Annotated in this window: 20 protein-coding genes, 1 pseudogene and 1 riboswitch; of the genes and pseudogenes, 3 read left to right on the plus strand and 18 right to left on the minus strand. The window is 35.7% G+C overall.

Annotated features, from left to right (window positions below; translation table 11 throughout):
- Nucleotide 1 precedes the first annotated feature (1 nt).
- From P0092_RS15960 to P0092_RS16015, 12 genes and pseudogenes are all read right to left on the minus strand, one after another.
- Nucleotides 2–832, minus strand: a complete 831-nt coding sequence (locus P0092_RS15960) for a transketolase (protein ID WP_004616481.1) — start codon at nucleotides 830–832, stop codon at nucleotides 2–4.
- A 56-nt stretch (nucleotides 833–888) separates the two neighbouring features.
- On the minus strand, nucleotides 889–2,010 hold the full coding sequence (locus tag P0092_RS15965) for an iron-containing alcohol dehydrogenase family protein (protein ID WP_004616480.1): 1,122 nt from the start codon (nucleotides 2,008–2,010) through the stop codon (nucleotides 889–891).
- Between the two features lie 282 nt (nucleotides 2,011–2,292).
- Nucleotides 2,293–3,940 (minus strand): annotated as a pseudogene (gene dhaK / locus P0092_RS22170) (dihydroxyacetone kinase subunit DhaK).
- A gap of 17 nt (nucleotides 3,941–3,957) precedes the next feature.
- Complete coding sequence (locus P0092_RS15975) at nucleotides 3,958–5,040, minus strand: glycerol dehydrogenase (RefSeq protein ID WP_004616478.1); 1,083 nt, start codon at nucleotides 5,038–5,040, stop codon at nucleotides 3,958–3,960.
- A 178-nt stretch (nucleotides 5,041–5,218) separates the two neighbouring features.
- On the minus strand, nucleotides 5,219–6,208 hold the full coding sequence (locus tag P0092_RS15980; protein ID WP_004616477.1) for a PocR ligand-binding domain-containing protein: 990 nt from the start codon (nucleotides 6,206–6,208) through the stop codon (nucleotides 5,219–5,221).
- Nucleotides 6,209–6,402: 194 nt separating this feature from the next.
- Complete coding sequence (locus P0092_RS15985) at nucleotides 6,403–7,203, minus strand: transglutaminase-like domain-containing protein (protein WP_004616475.1); 801 nt, start codon at nucleotides 7,201–7,203, stop codon at nucleotides 6,403–6,405.
- A 13-nt stretch (nucleotides 7,204–7,216) separates the two neighbouring features.
- Nucleotides 7,217–7,299: riboswitch (cyclic di-GMP riboswitch) on the minus strand.
- A 71-nt stretch (nucleotides 7,300–7,370) separates the two neighbouring features.
- Nucleotides 7,371–8,045, minus strand: coding sequence for a class D sortase (locus P0092_RS15990; protein ID WP_004616473.1), 675 nt, complete (start codon nucleotides 8,043–8,045; stop codon nucleotides 7,371–7,373).
- Nucleotides 8,046–8,069: 24 nt separating this feature from the next.
- On the minus strand, nucleotides 8,070–12,467 hold the full coding sequence (locus P0092_RS15995) for a SpaA isopeptide-forming pilin-related protein (protein ID WP_004616471.1): 4,398 nt from the start codon (nucleotides 12,465–12,467) through the stop codon (nucleotides 8,070–8,072).
- A gap of 317 nt (nucleotides 12,468–12,784) precedes the next feature.
- Complete coding sequence (locus P0092_RS16000; protein WP_004616469.1) at nucleotides 12,785–13,033, minus strand: peptide maturation system acyl carrier-related protein; 249 nt, start codon at nucleotides 13,031–13,033, stop codon at nucleotides 12,785–12,787.
- Nucleotides 13,034–13,046: 13 nt separating this feature from the next.
- Nucleotides 13,047–14,183: a TIGR04066 family peptide maturation system protein gene (locus P0092_RS16005; RefSeq protein ID WP_004616467.1), complete on the minus strand. Its 1,137-nt coding sequence runs from the start codon at nucleotides 14,181–14,183 to the stop codon at nucleotides 13,047–13,049.
- 20 nt (nucleotides 14,184–14,203) lie between these two features.
- Nucleotides 14,204–15,640 (minus strand): Cys-rich peptide radical SAM maturase CcpM, encoded by a 1,437-nt coding sequence (gene ccpM, locus P0092_RS16010; RefSeq protein ID WP_004616465.1) that lies wholly within the window; start codon nucleotides 15,638–15,640, stop codon nucleotides 14,204–14,206.
- A gap of 105 nt (nucleotides 15,641–15,745) precedes the next feature.
- Entirely contained in the window at nucleotides 15,746–15,928 is a 183-nt protein-coding gene (locus tag P0092_RS16015) for a CLI_3235 family bacteriocin precursor (RefSeq protein WP_004616463.1), read from the minus strand.
- A gap of 397 nt (nucleotides 15,929–16,325) precedes the next feature.
- On the opposite strand from P0092_RS16015, the gene P0092_RS16020 reads away from it, so the two are divergent.
- Nucleotides 16,326–17,834: a hypothetical protein gene (locus P0092_RS16020; RefSeq protein WP_004616461.1), complete on the plus strand. Its 1,509-nt coding sequence runs from the start codon at nucleotides 16,326–16,328 to the stop codon at nucleotides 17,832–17,834.
- Nucleotides 17,835–17,994: 160 nt separating this feature from the next.
- On the opposite strand, the gene P0092_RS16025 is transcribed toward P0092_RS16020, so the two are convergent.
- The 5 genes from P0092_RS16025 to P0092_RS16045 form a co-directional block, all read right to left on the minus strand.
- A complete protein-coding gene (locus P0092_RS16025) occupies nucleotides 17,995–18,150 on the minus strand; it encodes a hypothetical protein (protein ID WP_242831702.1) in 156 nt (51 codons plus the stop codon).
- Entirely contained in the window at nucleotides 18,150–18,584 is a 435-nt protein-coding gene (locus P0092_RS16030; RefSeq protein WP_051131984.1) for a hypothetical protein, read from the minus strand. The genes P0092_RS16025 and P0092_RS16030 overlap by 1 nt, the downstream gene beginning before the upstream one ends.
- Before the next feature lie 189 nt (nucleotides 18,585–18,773).
- Nucleotides 18,774–19,691 (minus strand): hypothetical protein, encoded by a 918-nt coding sequence (locus P0092_RS16035; protein WP_051131983.1) that lies wholly within the window; start codon nucleotides 19,689–19,691, stop codon nucleotides 18,774–18,776.
- Nucleotides 19,688–20,041 carry a hypothetical protein gene (locus tag P0092_RS16040; protein WP_051131982.1) on the minus strand — a complete coding sequence of 118 codons (354 nt, stop codon included), beginning with the start codon at nucleotides 20,039–20,041 and terminating at the stop codon, nucleotides 19,688–19,690. Before P0092_RS16040 ends, P0092_RS16035 begins: the two co-directional genes overlap by 4 nt.
- An 80-nt stretch (nucleotides 20,042–20,121) precedes the next feature.
- A complete protein-coding gene (locus P0092_RS16045) occupies nucleotides 20,122–20,481 on the minus strand; it encodes an Ig-like domain-containing protein (protein WP_051131981.1) in 360 nt (119 codons plus the stop codon).
- 55 nt (nucleotides 20,482–20,536) lie between these two features.
- Between P0092_RS16045 and P0092_RS16050 the strand changes: the two genes are divergently transcribed.
- Nucleotides 20,537–20,728 (plus strand): hypothetical protein, encoded by a 192-nt coding sequence (locus P0092_RS16050; protein WP_051131980.1) that lies wholly within the window; start codon nucleotides 20,537–20,539, stop codon nucleotides 20,726–20,728.
- Here the strand turns inward: P0092_RS16050 and P0092_RS16055 are convergent.
- Entirely contained in the window at nucleotides 20,725–20,907 is a 183-nt protein-coding gene (locus tag P0092_RS16055) for a CLI_3235 family bacteriocin precursor (RefSeq protein WP_004616463.1), read from the minus strand. The genes P0092_RS16050 and P0092_RS16055 overlap by 4 nt on opposite strands.
- 404 nt (nucleotides 20,908–21,311) lie before the next feature.
- Here P0092_RS16055 and P0092_RS16060 point away from each other — a divergent pair, with 404 nt between their 5' ends.
- Nucleotides 21,312–22,799, plus strand: coding sequence for a hypothetical protein (locus P0092_RS16060; RefSeq protein WP_242831701.1), 1,488 nt, complete (start codon nucleotides 21,312–21,314; stop codon nucleotides 22,797–22,799).
- Nucleotides 22,800–22,850: the final 51 nt, after the last annotated feature.

Here is a 22,850-nt window from a genome sequence, read left to right on the forward strand (position 1 = left end):
ATTATGCATCCTCCCTTTTATCCAGTAATTCCACGGCCTTTTTCCATGTATCATCGGAAATAGGCATATTATGAGAGGCAACACTATTTTCACAGAAAAATCCACCCTTACCCTTAATGGTATTTAAAATAATCATATGTGGTTTTCCTTTAATCTTCTTAGCATTGTCAATGGCATATAAAATTTGTTTTAAATCATGTCCGTCAATTGTTTGTACATGCCAGCCAAAAGCTTCCCATTTCCTGTCCAGAGGTTCAAGTCCATTTACTTCCTCTATCAGACCGTCAATCTGCATTTTATTGTAATCTGTAAAGGCTATGATATTGTCAAGGCCTCTGCTGCCTGCCAGCATGGCTGCTTCCCAAATCTGCCCTTCCTGACTCTCTCCATCTCCGATAATTGAGTATACATAAAGACTTTTCTTATCCATTTTAGCTGCAACCGCCATTCCTGTTGAAGCTGAAAATCCTTGGCCCAGTGAACCTGTCGACATGTCGATACCATTTGTTCTCTTCATGTCACAGTGGCTTGGAAGGTTTGTATTAGGCTTGTTCAGGGTATCTAATTCCTCCATTGGAATAAAACCCTTTAATGCCAGTGCCGAATACAGTGCCGGACCTCCATGGCCTTTTGATAAAACCAACCTGTCTCTGTTTTCCATTTTTGAATCATTTGAATCAATGTTCATAACTTCAAAATAAAGTGCTGACAAAACTTCACAGAGTGATAATGCTCCACCTATATGTCCAACACCAAGTTTCCCAATGGTTTGTATGGTTAACTTCCGTATTTCACATGCTCTGCTTTCAAGCATTTCAATTTTGTTATCCATTTGCTACCTCCAAATCTTTGACTACCAAATAATCATTAATTTATTTTAATTTTTCATTATAGAATTGATTTAAGAAGTTTATAAACTGTTTCCTTATTCATTTCAGCCGGAGTTAACTGTATAATCGCAGCTCCAAGACCAACTTCTGTTATATGCTCTAAGTCAGTTTCCTTAACTCCGATTTGGTGTAAACGTACAGGCATATTCATACCTTTCATAAGCTCTTCAATTGCTTCGGAGAATTTCTCCAGACTTTCAAAGCCAAGGTAATCTGTCAGAGCTTTCATTTTTGCTTCAGCCTGCTGTCCGCTGATTTTTATAAATGCAGGAAGAGTTATGGAGCAGGCAGTTCCATGGTTTGCTCCAAATTCTGTTGTTAATGGAAAACTTAATGCGTGTATACCGGTTGTTCTTGTCTGGCTGAAGGCAATTCCTGCAATCAGACTGGCCTTAATCATTGCTGCTCTTGCTTCCTTATTTGTAGGTTCGCTGTACGCAGTTTTTATATTGTCAAGTATCAGCTTCATAGCACCAATTGCAAGCATATCGCAAATTGGCTGTGATGCCTTGTTCCAGTATGCTTCAATCGCATGGCAGAAAGCATCCATTCCTGTAGATGCCGTAACCGGAGCCGGCAAGGTATATGTAAGCTCACAGTCAATTATTGAATAGTCAGGCCAGAATTCATTATTAACCATTGGCATTTTTATGCCGGCCTTTTTGTTTGTATATACACCAACATTTGTTACTTCGCTGCCTGTTCCGGCAGTTGTTGGAATACATACCAGAGTTGCCTGTCTCTTTGACAGTGTCCTGCTGCCGCCGCTGTAATAGTCATAAATGCTGCCTTCGTTTGTAACCAGACAGGAAACTATTTTTGAAATATCAAGAGCGCTTCCGCCACCTAAACCGATAACGCAATCAGCGTTTATAGCTCTTGCAACTTCTGCTGCTTTATCAACGCTTTCACATGAAGGATTAGGCTCCACATCACTAAAGTAGGCAACATTTTTACCTGACATACCTTCTCCGATCTGTTTTGCAACACCGGACTGATAGAGAAAAGGGTCTGAAATAATCAGAACATTCTTTCCGCTGATATACTTATCAACTTTCTTAGATATTCCGGCCTCAAAACATATTTTGGTAGGCATAAAAAATTCAAATTGGTTATCCATAACTTATTCCCCTCCTGAAAATAATTATTTTGCAACTTTTATATTTGATTAATCTTTTTAATTCAATTTCCAAATTTTTTTAAATTTATCTATGGATTTCGACATCTTTCGTCTCTTTATGTATAAATTATATTGCATTTCACTGTGGTATGTCAACATATTTTTAAAGGATTTAATTAATTAGATTCAATGAGTTAAAATAATAAGACCGTATAAAAATTAAGTATTTTATACGGTCTTGATATTTTTAGTATTGAGTTCAATTATCTTTAATTAAATTTTTTAAGCCAAATTTAAATCCTTTGTCAACTCAGTAAAAATTACTCCTATAGCAACTGCTCCTGCATCAGGATAGTTTACACTTCTTTCGCCTACATAGCTGGCTCTGCCTTTTGTCGCCACCATAGTTTTTGTTTTTTCTCCGCCTGCAACAGCAGCTTCAGCAGCAGCCTTCATTGCAGACAACATTTCTTCACCTTTTTCAGCACTGGCTTTTAAGGATTCAGTAGCAGGAATTAAGGCATCCAACAGAGTTTTATCACCTAACTTTGCTCCGCCTCTCTTTTGAATACCCTCTACCGCGCTTTGCATAAGTGCTGCCAATCCCGGTAAATCTAGTTCAGTCTTATCACCTGCGTACTTTGCAGCACTTCTGAAAGCAGACCCCCATATTGGCCCTGACGCTCCGCCACAGTACTCGGTAATTATCATTCCGCAGCCCTTAAGGAATGCCCCTATATTTTCCTGAGAAACGTCATTCCACTCCTGCTTCAACTGCTTAAATCCCTTTGCAACTGACATTCCAAAATCTCCGTCACCCGCAACAGAATCCAGTTCACAAAAATACACCTCGTTTGCTATGATAACATCTGCCATATTCATAACAAGCTCTGTTATTTTTTTAGTAGTCAACATATCTTGTACTTCCTCTCGTTTTTTAGATTTTTAGTGCCGGAGTATCAGCTGAAGCATCCAAATAACTCTTAAGCTCATCATCCAGCTTAAGCAGTGATATGGAAGCACCTGCCATATCTATTGCGGTCATATAGTTGCCCACAAAGGTTTTGTATATCTTTATATTTTTATTTTCAAGGGCAGCAGCAACTGAATTATTGAGTAAATATAGTTCCTGCAACGGTGTTCCTCCAAGACCATTAACCAGAAGAGCAACTTCGTCTCCTGAAACTATTGGGAGATCCTTGGTCACTAAATCTACCATTCTAACGGCCAATTCTTCTGCAGTAGCAATCTTTTCACGGGCAATTCCGGGTTCACCATGAATTCCTACACCAAATTCAATCTCATCATCATTAAGGCAAAATGTTGGTGTTCCCTTTGCCGGAACGGTACAGGAAGTCAATGCAAAACCGATTGAACGTACGTTATTTATTACCTTTTGTGCTACTTCCTTAACCTGCTTTAAATCCATACCCTGTTCAGCAGCAGCACCGGCAAGTTTATGAACAAATACTGTTCCGGCAACTCCTCTTCTTCCAACAGTGTACAAGCTGTCTTTAACTGCCACATCATCGTTTACATAAACTTTATCAACAACAATATCATCATCTTCCGCCATCTCAGCCGCTGCGTCAAAATTCATGCAGTCTCCTGAGTAGTTCTTTATTATGAGAAGCGTACCCTTGTCAGACTCTGTCTCCAGAATAGCATTGTAAACCTGTATGGTGGATGGAGATGCAAATACGTCTCCGCAAACTGCTACATCCAGCATACCTTTACCTACAAAACCTGCATGAGCAGGTTCGTGTCCGCTACCGCCACCACTGATGAGTGTAACCTTGTCTTTATTCAAGTGTTTTCTTTTAATAATTTTATATTTTTTACTGAAAGCAAGTTGCTCAGGATGCGCCTTTACAATTCCCTCGCACATTTCAATGACTATATCTTCAACTTTATTGATTATTTTTTTCATATGCGTTTACTCCTATTCTATTGGCCTAGTTTGTCGGCAGTCATTATTGCAGCATATACGTCCTTTGCCTTAACAGGGAAAGGCATGTTGTGTATTGTTTCACCTTCGGCAGTGGCAGCTTCTGCTATAGCCATGATTTTTTCTTCTGTTACCTGAACAATTCCAAGGTCTTTAAGACAAGTTGGAAGACCTACAGATTTACAATATCCAATTACATTGTCTATTTCTTCTTGTGGTGCATTTTCCAGTACCAAATGAACAACTGTTCCAAAGGATACTTTTTCACCATGCATATAATGATGAGTTTCCTCAAGTACGGTAAGACCGTTGTGAACTGCATGTGCTGCTGCAAGACCGCTGCTTTCAAAGCCCAGACCACTTAGCAGTATGTTTGCTTCAACTATATTTTCAAGTGCAGGTGTAACAACTTTCATTTCACAAGCTGCCTTTGCTTTCAAGGATTCCTCCATCAGTGTTTCAAAGCAAAGTGTTGCTAATGCGTATGCAGCCTTGGTGCTTTTGCCTCCGGGCATGTTGTTTGCGCCGGATCTTATACAAGACCTTGCCTCAAAATATGTGGAAAGCGCATCCCCCATACCTGCTATAAGGAACCTTACCGGAGCCTTTGAGATAATCCCTGTATCAACAAGTACAAGATCAGGATTCTTTTGCAGATGGAAGTATTCTTCAAATTCGCTTTTTTCGTTATATATTATAGCAAGCTTACTTGTGGGAGCATCTGTGGATGCTATGGTAGGAACAATAATTACAGGCTTCTTTGAAAGGAAGGAAGCTGCTTTAGCTGTATCCAGAGCCTTTCCGCCTCCTAAACCGATAAATACTCCGCAGTTTTTATCTTCAGCAAGTTTTTGCAATCTTGCTATTTCTTTTTTTGTACACTCTTCTCCAAACTCTCCATACACTATATCAAAGGAATCTGTTTCCAATGCTTTATCAATATAATTCTGTACTCTTGATTGGTCTACCTTTGAGGCTACCAGTAATGCCCTGTTGGAAAATTCCTTTGCATAGGTTCCTAAATTATACAGTTCATCCTCACCCTGTATATATTTTGATGGTGATATCATTACTTTTTTCATAAAAATAAACCACTCCTTTAAATTTAATATAGAAATGAAATTAAATACTAATTACATTTTCATTATAATTTAAGGAGTGGTCAGGAACTTGAACATAAAAGCACAGTTTTGGGAAAAATCAATAGTAAAATTGCGCAATGATAGTAAAAATCAGCACAAATTTTTTATGTATTTTTTATCAAAGAGCATCGTTTCTGAATTTAGAAGGTGTAACTCCCTCGAATTTTTTAAAGACTTTAATAAAATAGCCGCTGTCTTCAAAGCCCAAATCCAACGCTATATTTGTTATGGGAATATCAGTGGTTTCAAGGAGTTCTCTGGCTTTTTTTATTCTGATTCTGTTTATGTGATTTGAGAAATTATCGCCTATTGTTCTTCTGAACAGCTTACTGAAATAACTTGTACTGATATTGCATAAGCTGGCCATATTATTAAGGCTGATATTTCGGGTATAGTATTTTTCTATATAATCAAGAGCCGGTTTAAGAATAATATTTTCCCGGTTGCTTATATCACTTTTATTTTTTTCAGATATGCCTGTATTCCAGCTTTCCGTATTTACAGACGTTTTGTTATGCTGATAATGATTATAGTGTGCTTCCTTTGAAATAGCCCCATCGCTAAGGTTTATTTTCAGAACTGCTTCGCCTACAATATAGTTACAGATGTTATATATCATTGCAGCATTGGCTCGTACCTTTTGAAGCTTCATTACCGGCAGACTTTTGTACAAATCTTCAAGTTCATTTTTATTGATATAATCAAGAATATCTGTTTTTTGGCTGGTAATTTTCTCTAGTGATTCCATTTCCGAGGCATCTTCAACTCGAACCTGACCTCCCATAACAGCACCAAGGTACTGCCCGTCAACTGCTATGGGTATGGCAAAATCCACTATCCCCATATGGCACAAGTATATATAGGGCTGATTTAACCGAGCTGCCTCCAGACCTCCTCTGGAATCACACTTTTCGCATATGAGGGACAGTTCAGGATGAGAACGTACAAATTTACATAAATTTGTACATTTGCTATGATGAGTTATGGGTTTACCCTTGTAATCCACCGTAATAATAGCCATATCTGTGGAATCAGCAATTGAATCCTGAATATTTCTATAGTTATCGGCGTTTATTATATAATCCAGATCCAACAAGTTCTTTTTCACAGAAAAGACCTCCATTAGTACAGATTTTTACCATATATTTCCTTTTATTTACATAATATTTTAAGTCTATAGATTAACTGTACTATAGATATTTATACTTTTGCAAGTGTATTTTATGGCGGGAAGGTTTGTAAGGGATTTTGGGGACAAAAAAAGCGAGTTATTTGTTTAACTCGCCTTTGGCCTTTTATGTACTAATATATTTTCATAACTTTATAATCACTATTTTGTTTAATCATTGAAACTTTTTTGTTATTACTCAGTTTTGTAGAATCATACGTAGTATCTATGGTAACCCACTTGTTAATTTCCTTGATATATACCTCATTCCATGCATGGTAAGTTTTTATATCGGATTTATATCCTGTAACCATTTTTGCCGGAATCCCCACACTTCTTAACATTGCTGAGTAAATCACTGCAAAATCATAACAAATGCCTTTAGACTTTTTATATACAGTAGGTATATCCGTAATATAATCAGCACTTACTTTTGAAATCTTGCTATAATCATATTTATAATTTTTAACTACATAATTATAAATTGCAATTGCTTTTTCATTATCAGTTTTAAGGTTCTTTGTTAAGCTTGCAGCTTTCTTTATAACCTCCATATCATTATTCCAATTTATTAATTGGATTGACTGGAGAAACACTTTATTTTTGTCCTTTAAATCAAGGGTAATCGTATCGTCTTCTATCAGCTGATAAGAATTTCCTTCTATGTTCTCCCAAACGGAAACATCATAATCCCCATCCCCCAATGTCAATGGGTAAACACCATTATTGTTTAAATTATATGTGTATTTGACGCCATCTTTGGTAATTACAACCTTAGTTTTGGCACCGGAATCAGATGAATAATTAATACTAATAATGCCGTTTCTAAGATTACTTTTATCAATTGCTGTTGATTCTCCTCGTACAACGGTTGTAGAGAAAAATATTGATAAAACCAACACTAGTGACAGTATTGCAGATAGTTTTTTAAACATAAAAAACTCCCCTTTCGGTAACTGGCTATCAACTCAAATGAGTAAGACCCTATAGTTTTGCGTCCTAATCTTTCGATTAGTTTGCCTTTGTCGGTGGAAAGTCACCGCAATCATATTACAATTAAATTTTAGCATGTGGTGCTTAATATGTATATAGGTATTACTACCTAATTAATTTTATTAAGTACTCCCTTTACTACCAGTCTATGTGTTGCAATTCTAATTGGTGAACAGGTGATTAAAGTAATTGTTGGTTTTGCAGTAGTATTAAGTACCCACGTGTCTTCAGGCTTGACTACGATTTTTTCTGTAACAATATATTCATATGTCTTTGTGCCACTCTTGATACCAATAGAATCTCCTTTTTCCAGTTCATCCAATCTGTTAAAGAACTGTCCGTATTTATAACTTCTATGCCCAATTACTGCAAAATTTCCATTTTCACCGGGGTAAGCTGTTTCTAAGAAATGTCCAACAGTGTATCTCATTGCTGCATTGGATGAACCGTCACCAATAGCTACTTTTAAATCTAATTTTGGGATACTCATAATTCCTATAATCTTCGGGAGCTTTCTTTCCTCCTCTTTTTTCTCATTTTCTTGGTCAGGATTCATTATAGTGTCAGGTAACTTTTTTTCGGTAGGTTTATTACTATCAAGAGAAACCTCCGGATTATTATCCGAAGGTCCCCCTTTTTGATTCTTTATATTCTCGCAATATTTCTCATACTGATTTATGAGTTTATGCTGGTTCCAATAAGTATCAGCTTTAAGATATATTGCAAATCCAATTATTAAGCAGCCCAATACTATTAGAATCCAAGGTATTAATTTTTTGAACATTGCTTTCTCCAATCAAACCTAATCTCACTCTTTAGAAAGCTTTCTCTTTCTGGAATTAATGAGCAGTGTTGTACCTGAAATAACTAATACAGCACCTGACAATAACAGCATATATGTATCCATCATTTCTCCCGCCTGCGGAAGTGTTCCTTTTTTATGGTCATTTTTAGTGCTGTTTGGATTGTTTGGCTTACCATCATCTTTATCCGGATTACCATCATCAAACCACCCAAAAGGTACATCTTCGTCTTGTAAATCCTCAACTCTCCTGTTTCTAAAATCAAGTTTTAATGTTTCCTTTTTATCCAACTTGATATCCAGCTTTTTAGTATCTATAACATAACCTTTAGGAGCTTTTGATTCTTGTACTTGATAGTTACCCGGTTTAAGGTTGGAGAAAACCGCCTGTCCATCGGCTCCCGAAACTGCTTTTGCTATAATATTACCTTTTGAATCAAACAGAGTAAATTCAGCACCTGATAAAGGTTTATTCTTGATATCTACTTTATTAATAATTATTTTAGAAGTTCCCTTCTCTTGAGGGATGTCGGTTCCGGGCAATCCGGCATCTTTCTTCTTATTTACAAAAGTAATCTTTTTTGTACTGTTGCTTTGAACTACTACGCTAATGGAAACAGTAGAAGCAACGTATCCTTCCGGAGCTTTACTTTCAACAATTTTATAACTTCCTACCGGGATATTGCTGAATGATACTATACCTGATTTACCGGTTATTGATTTGGCGACTGCTTTGCCTGCATTATCAAACAAAGTAAACTCCGCACCCTCTAAAGGATTTCCGCCTTCATCGTTCTTTTGGACTTCAATTGCTCCATACTGTTTCTTTGTGTTATTTACAACAGTTATTGCTTTAGTATCTCCTGTTGTTACATTAACAGGGTAATCATTTTTGTTGAGTTCATAGCCTTCAGGAGCTTCCGTTTCACGAAGGCTATATTGTCCTGCAACCAAATTATTAAACCTGAGTTTACCGTCATTTTGTGTTATTCCCGATTGAATTATTGTTCCGCCTGCGTTTAATAGTACAAATTTTGCTTCCGGCAATATTTTACCGTTCTCATCTGTTTTCGTTAGAACTAAATCACCGAAAGATACTCCCGGAATTGGACTATTCTTAATTACATTTTTAGAAAGAGTAACTGCCATACCTGTTTTGTCTGCCTTGGTATCTACAGTTGCCAGTATAACGTCGTTTGAAGCATAGTATCCCGATGGTGCTTTTGTCTCTTTTATAGTATATTCACCTTTAGGAATATCACTGAATAAAACTTTCCCCAAACTGTCACTTAAAGCAGTTTTTACAACAGCCCCATTGCTTTTGTTATATAGCGTAAACTCCGCTCCACCCAGAGGTTGGCCTCCCGCACTCTGCTTATGGAACTCTATCTTTGCAGTTGCCTTTTGGTTTTTAAAGGTTATAACATAAGGAGTTTCCGAATTAATTTTTACTTTTTGCAGTTCTGTATTTATCAAGTAACCATCTGGGGCTTTAGTCTCACCAATATAAAAGGTTCTGAATTTAAGTGAAGTGAAATCAGCCTTACCGTCTATATCTGTTGTTTTTGTTGTTACTAATTGTTTGTTTATATCATATAGAGCAAACTCTGCTCCACTAAGCTTTTTGCCGCTATCATCGGTATCCTCTTTTATGATGGATATTTGCCCTCGTTTAGCATACCCAACAGCACTTGAATCATTCACATCAACCCTAACAGTACTTGCAGTACTGCCTGCACTAAATGCCGAACCCTGAAAGGTTATACTGTTTTTTACAGTTGCGTTGTCTGTAAGTACGTCTGTAGTAAATTCCAGTTGATACGCCCCTGTGACAGGGCCTTTTAAAGTCAGTGTGAAGGTTTTACTGCTGTAAGCCACAGAATAGACCGTTTTTGGCAATGGAGACAAAGGATTAACCTTTGTTAATGTTCCGTCCGCATTCAGATTCATTTCATATAACTTTACAGTATCCATATCCAATTCTAATTCATTTTGTAGATTATCTGTTAAAGTTATTCCATCCCAACTTACCTTGCCTGTATTTATAGGCACAACCCAATCAATACTGTCTGCACCTTTTATGTATTGTGATGTCTTATTTACAATTGGATTCTTTATGACCTGTGTTGCTGATGAGCTTACTGTCTTGACCTTATTATCTACAATAATACTGATACTGACATTATTAGTAAAATTCTGTGTAGGAAATTGATTAGCTTTAAGATAACTTTCCTTCATCTCAGTTTCATAAGATATATTGTAGGTTTCACAATCTGAAATTCCGTTGAATATATATTGAAAAGTATCTTTGCCAACAGTATCAGAATCTTCTTTATTAAGATACGTCAAAGCCCCCGCACTGTCGGTTACAGTATTTCCTTTACTATCCAGTACTTTAAAGCTACCGCTTATAAACTTCATTCCTGTTGGTATGGTATCATTAATTTCTGCCTTTGTAAGGGGTATTTTGTTTTTATTAACTGTTATATTCCACTTTACTCTGCGAGTTATATAGTTATATTGCGTCTGTACAGTCTTTTTAATTACTTCGCTGTCAAAAACCTGAGTAGCCGGGCCTGATGTCTGAACTCCTCCTGCGACGCTGGAGCTTTCGAGTTTAGCTGTGTTTGTAAAACTAATTACGCCACCTGTACTGCTATTACTAAAAAATTTAGTGTAATCCGTTACTTTGGTACGGAAAGTAATTGTGTATGTACTATTAATGGTTCTATTTCCAAAATCATATTTTATACTAGATGCGGTGGTTGTTAGTGTACCATTGAAACTCTCCCCGGTTTTATCATTTATGTCAAAAGAATCAGCTACATATTCAACACCGGAAGGAAAATCATCAGTTACAATAGGGTCTACCATGTCAATTTTATTTCGATTGACATATATGGTCCATGTAATAATATCATTTTTATCTTTTTCAAAAGATATTTTGCTTCCTGCTGATTTGGCTATTACGCTTAACCCTATACCTACTCCCAGTCCATCGGATGGAGTTCCATAGGTTGTATTTTCATCCCAAGTAATATTTGCAGTATTATTATATACTTTACCGCCGTTCTGATTTAAGGCAGTGTTATAATCTGAAACTAATGTATCAAAAGTTAATACCTGTCGTCCTGTTAATGTGCCGATATGACTATAAGTTAATTTATTAGCCACATATGTATATAAATCAGACGTTCCTAAACTGGTAACAGGATTATTATTTATTTTTACAGAATCTTCAACTAAATCTAACCCATCCGGAAGAGTGTCAGTAATTACAGGATTAGTCATACTTTGACTGGATGTCGTTGTATAATGCTTGCTATCTTCGGCTACTGAATCATTATTAAAATTAATAGTCCAGTGAATAAGTCTATAATTATTTTGATCGACTTGACCGTTCTTTTGAATCCAATTCAGAGCAACCTTTGCAGCAGCTGTACCTTTGACATCGGTACCCTGTTTTATTGTAGCAGTGTTAACATACTCAACACTTTCATGGCTGCTGTCTTCTGCATTAAAAGAATCCTGTGCCAGTGTTGTTTGGTATGTAATTACTTTTTCTACTCCCATGCCTATGTCTTCCGGGAATACATATGTAAGTTTATGTGCTGATGTATCAACAACTAAATCGGCAGAAGTCGGTACACCATCAACTGCAAATGAGTCACTGACATATTGCTGATTATTACTATATACATCCTCTACGCTAATATTTTTCCCTGTGGTATTTGTTGGTTTTACTTTGACCGTCCAGGTTATCAGATTATTTTGAGGATCATAAACCCCTGACTTGTAGGTATCAACAACTAAATCCGGGTCTGGAGGCGTCTGGGGTTCCTGATGGAATCTAATAGTTATGGCATTACCAGCAAAAATGAATTTTACAGGGTCCGGAGAAGGGTTATTATTTATACTACTATCAAAAGAACCATTTATTGTAAATGAACATCCCATATCACTGTTATTGGATGAATCATCTACATAGTCATTAAAGGTTACTATAATAGAAGAACCGCTGCAGGTCACCACACCCATTTGAGTATTACTGGCATCCTTAATTGGTATACCCTCGGAAGGAACACTAAAAACTATACCCGCCGGTAAAGTAATTGTATGAGTTTGATTTTTATGATAATGGTATTCGGTACCGGCACCGTCATCATCAAGTAATTTAAATGCATACTCAATTTTAAAGGTAGCATTTGTCGGAACATTATCATACTGATTACCGTTTGGCAGTATTTCAGTACCTCCATCCATAACTTTCAAGTTCGCTGTAGTAACTTTAATCTGGTTTTGCGGTATTTCATCTGTATCCGCCGATACAAAATTTATTGGTGAGATAATCTGAAATACCAATGCTATTACTACTAATAGCCATAATTTTTTCTTGTTTTGCATTTAGCATCCCCTTTCGGTAAATAAAAGTTAAACAATAAAACATTTTATAGTAACCATAGACAAATACTTCCTTTAGTTACCTCTCTCTTCTAATTGGAAAAAAATTTTTCCAACTATATTATTACACATCTTACATTTTATATCAATTGTGAAATGTCATACAAAATGACATGGAAATTATGAAATAAATTAGCAATATAGTGTAGCGGAAAACTAGGGTTTCTTTTTTTGAATACTATTATACAAATGTTAAAATCCCCTTTAGGACAACCTTTAAAAAGGTTGTCCTAAAGGGGATTTTAGAATAATGGACAAACTTAATTAAGTGAAAGCAAAATATCAGCTGTTTTATTAATTGTACAAAAACTGCCGTCAGCAATACATTTCTCCGGTATCCGAACACCATATTGCGTTTCAACCTCCAGAAAATAATAAACCAGTTCTCTGGGGGAGATACCTAATTTATTGGAAAAATAGTGTTCGTCAGACATTGTGTTATCTATTTTTTTATTAAACATATCATTAAACATATTTATCAGTTTTTTGACTACTTCTTCCCGCTCCATTATATGCCCCCTTCTAAACACTTTTTACCTCTGCATTTTGACCTAATTCGTCTAACAAGTATTCGTATAGTTTTAACGAATCATGGACATTAATTGAGTTAAACACCGGCAGACCCTCTCGCTTATACTTCTCTGCATTATTATCAATGGCAGGCTTCGCCAGAGTAATATACTGTATGGTATCTTTTGCAGCAGTGGCATCCCAGCTGATTTTTGTATTGGAAAGGTTAAAGGCATTCACATCGTATCCGAATTTGTACTTAATAGAAAGTTTGATTTGCTTAAAATACTCCGGAAAGTAATCTTCGAACAAGGTGCTAAATATTGAAAAATCAGGGGATACCGCTTGGGATACCATATAGTTTACCAAACCAAAGTGGTTATGATATTTATCGGTATATGGCATAATTCCTCCGGGAACACCTATTACAATAATATCGGGGTCCTCCCTCTTCTCCAACTCTATTACAAAACGGTTAAAGCTTTGAATCTTCTCAACATTATCTATTTGTTTGTCAAACATAAATCTTGGAAATGAGTGAAAACCTAACATTTCGCAATAATGTCTGGAGCCTATCTGGCCAACCTTATAGCCATTTTCCAGAAAAAACTTACGCAAAGTCAGTTGTATATCAAACTTATTTGCACGTTCTCCGTTTCCAAACACTAACACCACAGGGACTTTAGGCTCTTTAATAGAATATCCGGCTGAAACCTTTGGCTCTGTATTTCCTAGATAAAAAGCCTGACCATGACTTGGAAAATAGGTAAAGTCTACTCCTTTTTTTTCGCAGTAGTCTTCTATTTCTTCTACCTGATTTTTCTCCAAGGAAAGAAAACACAATATATCTTTTCCCTTTTCAGCTGCCTCAAAAACTTTCGGTCTCAATACTTTGGTATAGTTTAATTCAATATAGGATTCAGTAAATATTACAGTATCACAATTCTCCAAGCTGCCACTAAAATCTCCATTTACAACATGCCCCGTACTAAGCCCTGCTATATGTCCTGCATCAGTCTCTGTCAGACCCCAACCATTAGGTGATACTGTTCTGACAATCTCATAATCGGTTATAAGAGCTGAATTCTTTACAAGTGGAAAACTTTTAAAATCGTAAGGGTATAAAATTGCCCTCTTTTTTTTGCTCATATTTATCCTCCTGTATATTTCTAAAGTATATACACATCTTCTTCATCGAAGTTCATTTCCTTTAATAAACAGTATTCCTTTAATTGTTGCTCTACATTTTCTCTAACTTGCTTACAATAGAACATCTTTCTATCTATTGATAAATTACCTGAATCATCAGCAAATAACGCACATAAATAACAAAACTTTGCAGCCCAGCACCCTTTACACTGGTTCTCCGTTAACTGTCCTATGTTTATTAATTGGTAGATTTTATCCTGGTTGAAACCACTATCAATACTTCCAATTTTCATTGCTTCTGAGCATTCACTTACTTTTTCACAAGGATAAAAATCTCCCTGTGCATTAACAAACAACTTGTGCATTCCTGCTATACACGGCCCTCCATGATGCCCAATCTTTGCCATACCTGCAGTAACGGGACGGTTATCTATCATAGCATTTTTAATATTAAGATAGTAGGCCTCTACAATCTTGGATACATGTTTTTTATCCAAGCGCCCTATTTTTGACATAAACAGCTTAAAAACTTCATAATCATACTGTTTTGAATATTCTTCGGCTGTATCATATACATCATTTATGATATATTCTTTGGCAATATGGGCAAAGCTTGAGTAAAACCCATTAATTCCTTCATAGTTTGTAAAAAATTCATTTATACATCCAAAATCGTTCCGTGGGTCAAGTACACAATTAAACATGACTTTATCCCCATAGGAAGGAAATTTTTCTGATATCATTTTAATATTTTCTATGATTGTATCGAATGAGCCGGAACAGTCCTTCTTGATACGATTTTTATCGTGTATCTCCTTTGGACCATCTATGCTGATTGTTAGCCTGACATCATATTCCTGTAAAAAAGAAACAATTTCTTCATTTAATAAAGTAGCATTAGTGGTTAGATTATACCCCTTTTCCTTCCCCTCGCTGTTTTTTTCTATATACTCTATTACGTTTTTAATAAGCTCAAACTCCAGAAGCGGCTCGCCGCCGTAAAAACCAAAGTTTAGTTTATCGGTATTCGTAGAATGTTTTATATAAAAATCAACTGCTTTTTTTGCAGTATCATAACTCATTCTTACATTTGAGTGGTGTCTGTTCACAAAATTACCTGAATATGTACAATATGCACACCTTAGATTACAAGCCTGAGTTACCTGAAGTGTAAGCATTTGCATACAATTATCAAGGTAATATGGCAGTAGTTTGCTTGCCGGATGCAAAATCTCTTTCCACCGGAATGAATTTAAGTAGCCCTGACGTTGTATTGAACTAATCACTTCTTTTGAATCAGGACATGTAGAATTTAGTTCTCCTGTTTCCACAAACTGTTGAATATCATCATATACATCACTATTAACTTTCAAAATAGCATTTGTATTAAAGTCATAAATGTAGTTAGCTTTGTGGGTTTTAAAAAAGTGTACGAATGGGGTACTATTATTCTTCATATTTCCCTCACTTTTGTTTTGAAGTAAAAAATATTATTAAGGAAACGAAGTTTCCGATAAATTGCGGAAACTTCGTTTTCAGATATCCAGCTATGTAGCTTTTGCTTAATTTCTCCTGCTAGAGTAAGAAGCATCGCTGGAGCTGTACTTTGTACTGCTAAACAGAGAACTGGAAAGGGATGCATCACCCCAACAGTTGCAATAGCAACCGCAGCCGGTACACATACAGTAAGCATATGCTTGTACAGTTTCCTTTGTAGCAGTAAGCTTTTTACCGAGATTTCTCATGAGTTTTCCCTCCTTAAATAATGTAAAATTATCTAACAGCAGCCAAGCTAATGTTAGACTATTACATGTGCTTTTACACATGCAATACCTATATTTTTACCATATTATTACATCTATGTCAATTTATATGCAAATGTATTTTCATATTATTAAATGTATTAATATTTAAACATGTATGGTATTTCGTGTCATTAAATGTAATTAATTGTGTATTTTGTATATTGTAATGGAAAATGTAAAAATATAGAATGTAGTTGTTAACAAGCTTGCTAATATGTAAACAAAGAATAAATGAACTATTTTTTACTTTTCCTCGGCTATTGTTCTGAAAAAATATGCCCCTAAAAAACCTAAGTAATAATTCATTTATCCGAAATATAATATCTAGGAGGTCGTTATGTTAATAAAAAATTACAAGAAATTGGTATTTTTAGTAATGCTAGCATTTACTCTATCTGGAACTTTTTTATTTACTCCACTTGCAAACGCTCAGGTTAATGTAATATCTGACACACCTGCTGTGGGATTTGATAGTACTCTTGCTACAAGTGCCTGGGAAGCAGAGGGACTTTTTAATACGCATAAGCTAACAGCAACTCCCGGAAAGCTTTCTGTTACTTGTGACGGAAGTACTTTTAATGCTGATGGTGTTACTTTAACTAATGATCAATACGCATATAGTGTATATAGAACAACCGTAAGCTTAAAACCAAATACACCTTATGTGATGTCAGGCTATGTCAGAGTATCCGATCTTGCAATAAACCCCAGCCATTTAGCAAATAAAAATCCAAGCCCTTTCGGATTTTCTGTGAAATATAAAGATTATTATAATACAGAAGTAATAAAAACCGCACGCTTATTAAACTCAGCAGGAAATGCTACTGATGGATGGAAAAAACTTGAGTTTCATTTTATTTCTCGTCCACAAACAGATGCAGTAATTAATTTACATCTTGGTAATTTGGCTTATGATGCTAAAGGGAAAGTTGAATTTGCAGGTGTTACATTAAAAGAAGACTCCAGCTATAAAACAGTTTCTCACTCAGACTTTGTAGCTGCGGTTCCTGTAAGTCAACTGGAAGAATACTCTGTAAGCGATACGGAATTTGATAATTGGGGTCTTAAACTAAACTCTGTTACTCAAAAACTTAGACAATTAACTAGTCAAGATGATTTAGGAGTAACTCAGTGTTTCATGCATAATAATAAAACTTTAGATGATGACTACAATGAACCTTATGCATACGCATATTTTGGTGGAATTCTACCTTGCCACTTTAGCACAGCCTGCTCCGAGTTTACTATGCAATATGCTCTTAATCAGGATGCCGTAGAACATTCACAAATTCATGAAATCTCACATACATATAATACAGACCTTAATCGTAAATGGAACTTTGATGATGAAATATTTACTAATGTTCGTGCTGCATATGCTGCTATAGAAAGCAATATTAATGTGGTTTGCGCTCCTAATTCAAAGGTATATAGAGGAATTGAATATAAACAACACTATGATTCTGCATGGGCAGATTATGCATCTAATTCAACAGTAAACAGAAACGGTTACGATCAAAAAGCTATGGGTGATATTTATTTAAGAATGGTTTATGGCGATACTTCAGCCAATTTACCTGCACTTGGTTGGGATGTATTTAAGGAATTCTTTTCACATGGAGCTTCTTACACTCCTACTAATGAAATAAAGTTAGACCCTAATTTGACTTATACTGATGACTTTAAAGTATTTATGAACGGTTTGGACATTATTGCACAAATTTCTCATAAGAGTATGTCCGAAATTATTAAGTACATTCCAGATGGTTTCTATTACAGATGGTATTATAATCCTTCACAATCTCGTTTTAAAGCATATAACCCACAAGATCCAAATAACATATAATTAGTCATTATTGATTTTTATGTAGATGCCCAGTTAGTGGTAAATAGCCACTAACTGGGCATTTTTTTATTTATATCATACTGCTACATATCAAGGAATAGGACATAAACAATTATATAATTCTAAATTAGCAGAATATATGTCCAATTCAGTCGATTAGTTAATCAACTAAACTACTCTTATGTTCTTCATTAATGGCAGAAAATTTGAAGGTTTTACTGTCGTTTTCCAAGTCCTCTTTTGAAATAATGGCATCTGTAAAGAAAAATCTCCATTTCCCAATTTCAGGGTTATAGTAGTTAATTACACCATGCATCAGTGTTGGTACATAGCTGCTGTTTCGTTAATTGTTATCTGGCTTGTGGGAGGAGTATATATTTCTAAACCAATTTTAAAAGTAACTATATCAGCTAAATCCTTAAACTTTGTAAACCAGCCATATGGATTGCACTCCACATTTTCAGCATTTGGTATATTAATGACTGCACCGGCTGCAGCTGTTACCTTTCCTATAGTAAAATACTCCTCTGATAAATCACTGTCATTATTCTGGTAAAAATCCAACGTTCCGCTGCTTCCCAGCTCAACGTCACCGATTGATACCTTTCTATTATTTTGTGAACTCACAGTAATAGCAACAGTATAAGTACCTGTGCCGCTGATATTTCCAACTTTTGTAACACCCTCACTGCCCTGTATACTGAGTGTAACTCCATCAGCTAAGGTAATGTTTCCTACTTCACCGCCCATTATATCTATTGCATAAGAACTTTTTAAAGCATTCTTTACAATAATATCACCAAGTGTGTTTCCACCGATGATTGTAAGTTTTGCGGTATCAGAATCTAATAAACGGGAATACCACTTTCGGCAAAGTGACCCATCAAATCAATTTCAATGGTTACGTCTCCAATTACTTTAATAGATTCTAAGACTCCATTATCTCATTAATGAATCTGAGTAATAAACCGTTTGACCTTCCTTAATGGTCAACATGCTATTTATTCTGCCAGCTACGCCTCTGGCTACCTTGTAGTAAACTCCACCTATCATAACTCGTTCAGTATCAGCACTTGTTACTTTGTAATAATTATCTGTTGGAGCAAAGTCTGTTGGCGTTTCGGCAGTAGATAGTCTTGTCCAAATATCGCTTTCACTAAAGCTAATGCTTGAGTCAGCAGGAGTAATATTCTTTGTTATTTTATATCCTTTAGTTGGCTCTGTACTGGAATCTGCAACTAATTCACTATAAAAAGTAATAAGTAATGCAGAATAACCCAAATCTTGAATTTTATTACTTTGTAATTTATAATGATAATTTTGAGGCAACTGATATTTAGCAATTTCATCCGAATTATTAACGATTGTCAAATTTCTTGAAAATTTTATCGTATACTCAGAAGCCTTTCCGCTAACTGTACCTTTTATGCTTGCCCATCCCAAATCAGCCACTATTTTATTAGTTCCGGTTGGTGAGGTAAAGTTAGCATCACCTATAATTGCATTATAGTCCGCATCAGTTAAATTTATTTTTACATATCCAGGAACATTGCCGTACAATAATTCATAAGTTCCGGGTTCATCTGGTTTTCCAACCTTCGTGTAACTTGATAATTGATGTTTTTCAGAGCCTATCATAACACTTATTTTTGTTGTATCAATAGTCAAGTCACTCGCCGATGCACCATTAGAGCCGGAGAAAAAAAATTGTATATTCTTAACAGCTGAATCCTTGTTAAAGTTAGATACATAACCCACCTGCATACTCAGCTTTATAGAAGCAACTGCCGCATCGGTGTATGCACTGAAATCGGAATTCTGATACTGCGTATTACTGTCTGTTACAATAGCCTTCACTCGTGCAACATAGGAGTTTCCGGCGCCGAGTATGCAGCAATATCTAAGGAGTATTCTTTTATGTTGCTGTCTTCTGCGACATTAGCTGCAGTGATTGTATAAGCAAGTCCGCCTGTTTCAGAAGTATTTGGGGATAGTGTTACACTTGGAGTACCTAATTTTATTAAAACAAAATTTGAATATGGATTTATGTCGGTAATTGAGAGTATATTAGAGGTATTACCTGAAGCATCTTCCGTTACTATATATGCTGTGTATTTTTGATTTGGTGTCAAGCCTGTGAGATTAATCGTATAAAACTCAGGGTTTCCTGAAGCTGTCCCTATTTTATCTGATGCTTTAATCTCCACTATACTAGGAACACTTGCACTTGCATCTTTTACTAAATAATAGTATTTAACGGTTCCTTTCTCTTGTGTAGCTTTATATTTTAATGTAGCCGTTGCCTTTTAGCAGAGTCGTCCGCCGAGACAGCTGAAATTATAGTTGTACCTTCTGCCAATGGAGTTACTATACCGTTATTAACGGTTGCAACGGTTTTATTGCTGGATGACCAGATTATATTTTTGTTTGTTGCATTTGAAGGACTAATTGTTGCTGTTATTGTTCCCGTTGCTTCACCTGCTATCAAGGTCATTGACTCAGGCGAAACACTAATAGAATTAACCTTTACTGGTGCCGGAGTACCACCACCGTTATTTCCGTTACTTCCATTATCTCCTTGACTAGGCGTTGTAGTACCACTTCCTGTATTATTATTTACAACTGAAGTTCCACCCGTTATAGGCACTCCTCCCGCGGTTGCTCCTGTTACACCTGTTGACGCCGTTACATGAGTGTTGGGTGTGATAACACGAGAATTATTTGCACCTGCCTTGAGAAGAACTTGCTCTACAGTTCCTTCACCACTAACAGTAGTTTCTGCATCTGAAAATATTGTGTTAACAACTGCACCCTTTTCAGCCTTTATTGCAGTATTTTCCGATAAATTGCGGAAACTTCGTTTTCAGATATCCAGCTATGTAGCTTTTGCTTAATTTCTCCTGCTAGAGTAAGAAGCATCGCTGGAGCTGTACTTTGTACTGCTAAACAGAGAACTGGAAAGGGATGCATCACCCCAACAGTTGCAATAGCAACCGCAACCGGTACACATACAGTAAGCATATGCTTGTACAGTTTCCTTTGTAGCAGTAAGCTTTTTACCGAGATTTCTCATGAGTTTTCCCTCCTTAAATAATGTAAAATTATCTAACAGCAGCCAAGCTAATGTTAGACTATTACATGTGCTTTTACACATGCAATACTTATATTTTTACGATAATATTACATCTATGTCAATTTTTTATAAATTGTATTAGCCTATATTACTAAATGTATTAATATTTAAACATGTATGGTATTTCGTGTCACTAAATGTAATTTATTGTGTATTTTGTATATTGTAATGGCAAATGTAAAAATATAGAATGTAGTTGTTAACAAGCTTGCTAATATGTAAAAAAGAATAAATGAACTATTTTTTACTTTTCCTCGGCTATTGTACTGAAAAAATATGCCCCTAAAAAATCTAAGTAATAATTCATTTATCCGAAATATAATATCTAGGAGGTCGTTATGTTAATGAAAAATTACAAAAAATTAGTATTTTTAGTAATGCTAGCATTTACTCTATCTGGAACTTTTTTATTTACTCCACTTGCCAACGCTCAGGTCAATGTGACAAGTGACACACCTGCTGTGGGATTTGATAGTACTCTACAACCCCCAAATTGGCACGTATCAGCATATTGGAATACAAATGCACCAACAGCAGTTCCCGGAAAGCTTGATGTTACTTATAACGGAAGTACTTTTCAGGCTGATGGTGTTACTTTAAGTTCTTCTACTTACGGATACGGGGCATATTCAACATCCTTAAACTTAATACCAAATACTCCTTATGTTATGTCAGGTTATGTTAAGGCAACGAATATTGAAATAAACCCTAATCATATGGGTTATACTAATAAAGGCCCTTTCGGATTTTCCAGATTTGATAATATTAATCAGCAGTCAAACTCAAAAACATATACCACACAATTATTAAACTCAGCAAATAGTACTGACGGATGGATAAAACTCGATTTTCATTTCATTTCTTCGTCATCGGGTTTAACATATCTTGATTGTAATCTTGGAGGCTATTGCTGTGACACTAAAGGAACAGTTGAATTTGCAGGCCTTACACTAAAACAAGACTCAAGCTATAAAACAGTTTCTCACTCAGACTTTGTAGCTGCGGTACCTGTAAGTCAACTGGTAAACTATTCTGTAAGCGATTCAGCATTAGATAGTTGGGGTAGTAAATTAAATGGTGCTACGCAAAAACTAAAAGAATTAACCGGTATTAATGATTCAAGAATAAGTCAGATTTATATGCTTAATGATACGGCTTTAGAGGAGCAAACCAAGGTAGATTTTGCATATGCAGGTATACCGTGCATTTTTAACGCAGTAGCCTCCAACTTTACTTTCCACTATGCTGTTACTCAAGATGCTGTAGAACATAGCCAACTTCATGAACTCGGACATACATATAATACAGACCATAACCGTATATGGAACTTTAATGATGAAGTATTTGCTAATGTCCGTGCAGCATATACTGCTGTACAAAATAATATAAAGGTTCGTTTTTGGACAACAGACACATCTAATATTCCAACATATCAAGGAATAAGCTATAAACAATTCTACGATTCTAAATTGGCAGAATATATCTCCAATCCAACTGAAAACGCAAAAGGGTACGAACTCTTTGCTACGGCCGGCATTTATTTAAGAATGGTTTACGGTGATGCTTCAGCAGGTTTACCTCCACTTGGTTGGAATACACTTAAGACATTCTTTACAAATGGAACTTCAACTTCTTACAATCCTACTAGCGGAATCTATCTAGACCCCAATAGAGGTTATACTGACGACTTTAAAGTTTTTACTCAGAGTTTAAACATTATTGCACAAATTACAGGCAAGAGTGCTTCCGATATTGCTAACTATGTTCCAAACGGTTTTTATTGGAAATGGTACAATAATCCTTCACAGTATCCTTTTAAAAGTATAAATTAAAAGATTCGTTAATATTATATAAAAAAACCGCAGGGAGTCTAATTTTGGTAT

Origin of the sequence: Ruminiclostridium papyrosolvens DSM 2782 (assembly GCF_029318685.1) — a bacterium.
Classification (GTDB): domain Bacteria; phylum Bacillota; class Clostridia; order Acetivibrionales; family DSM-1351; genus Ruminiclostridium; species Ruminiclostridium papyrosolvens.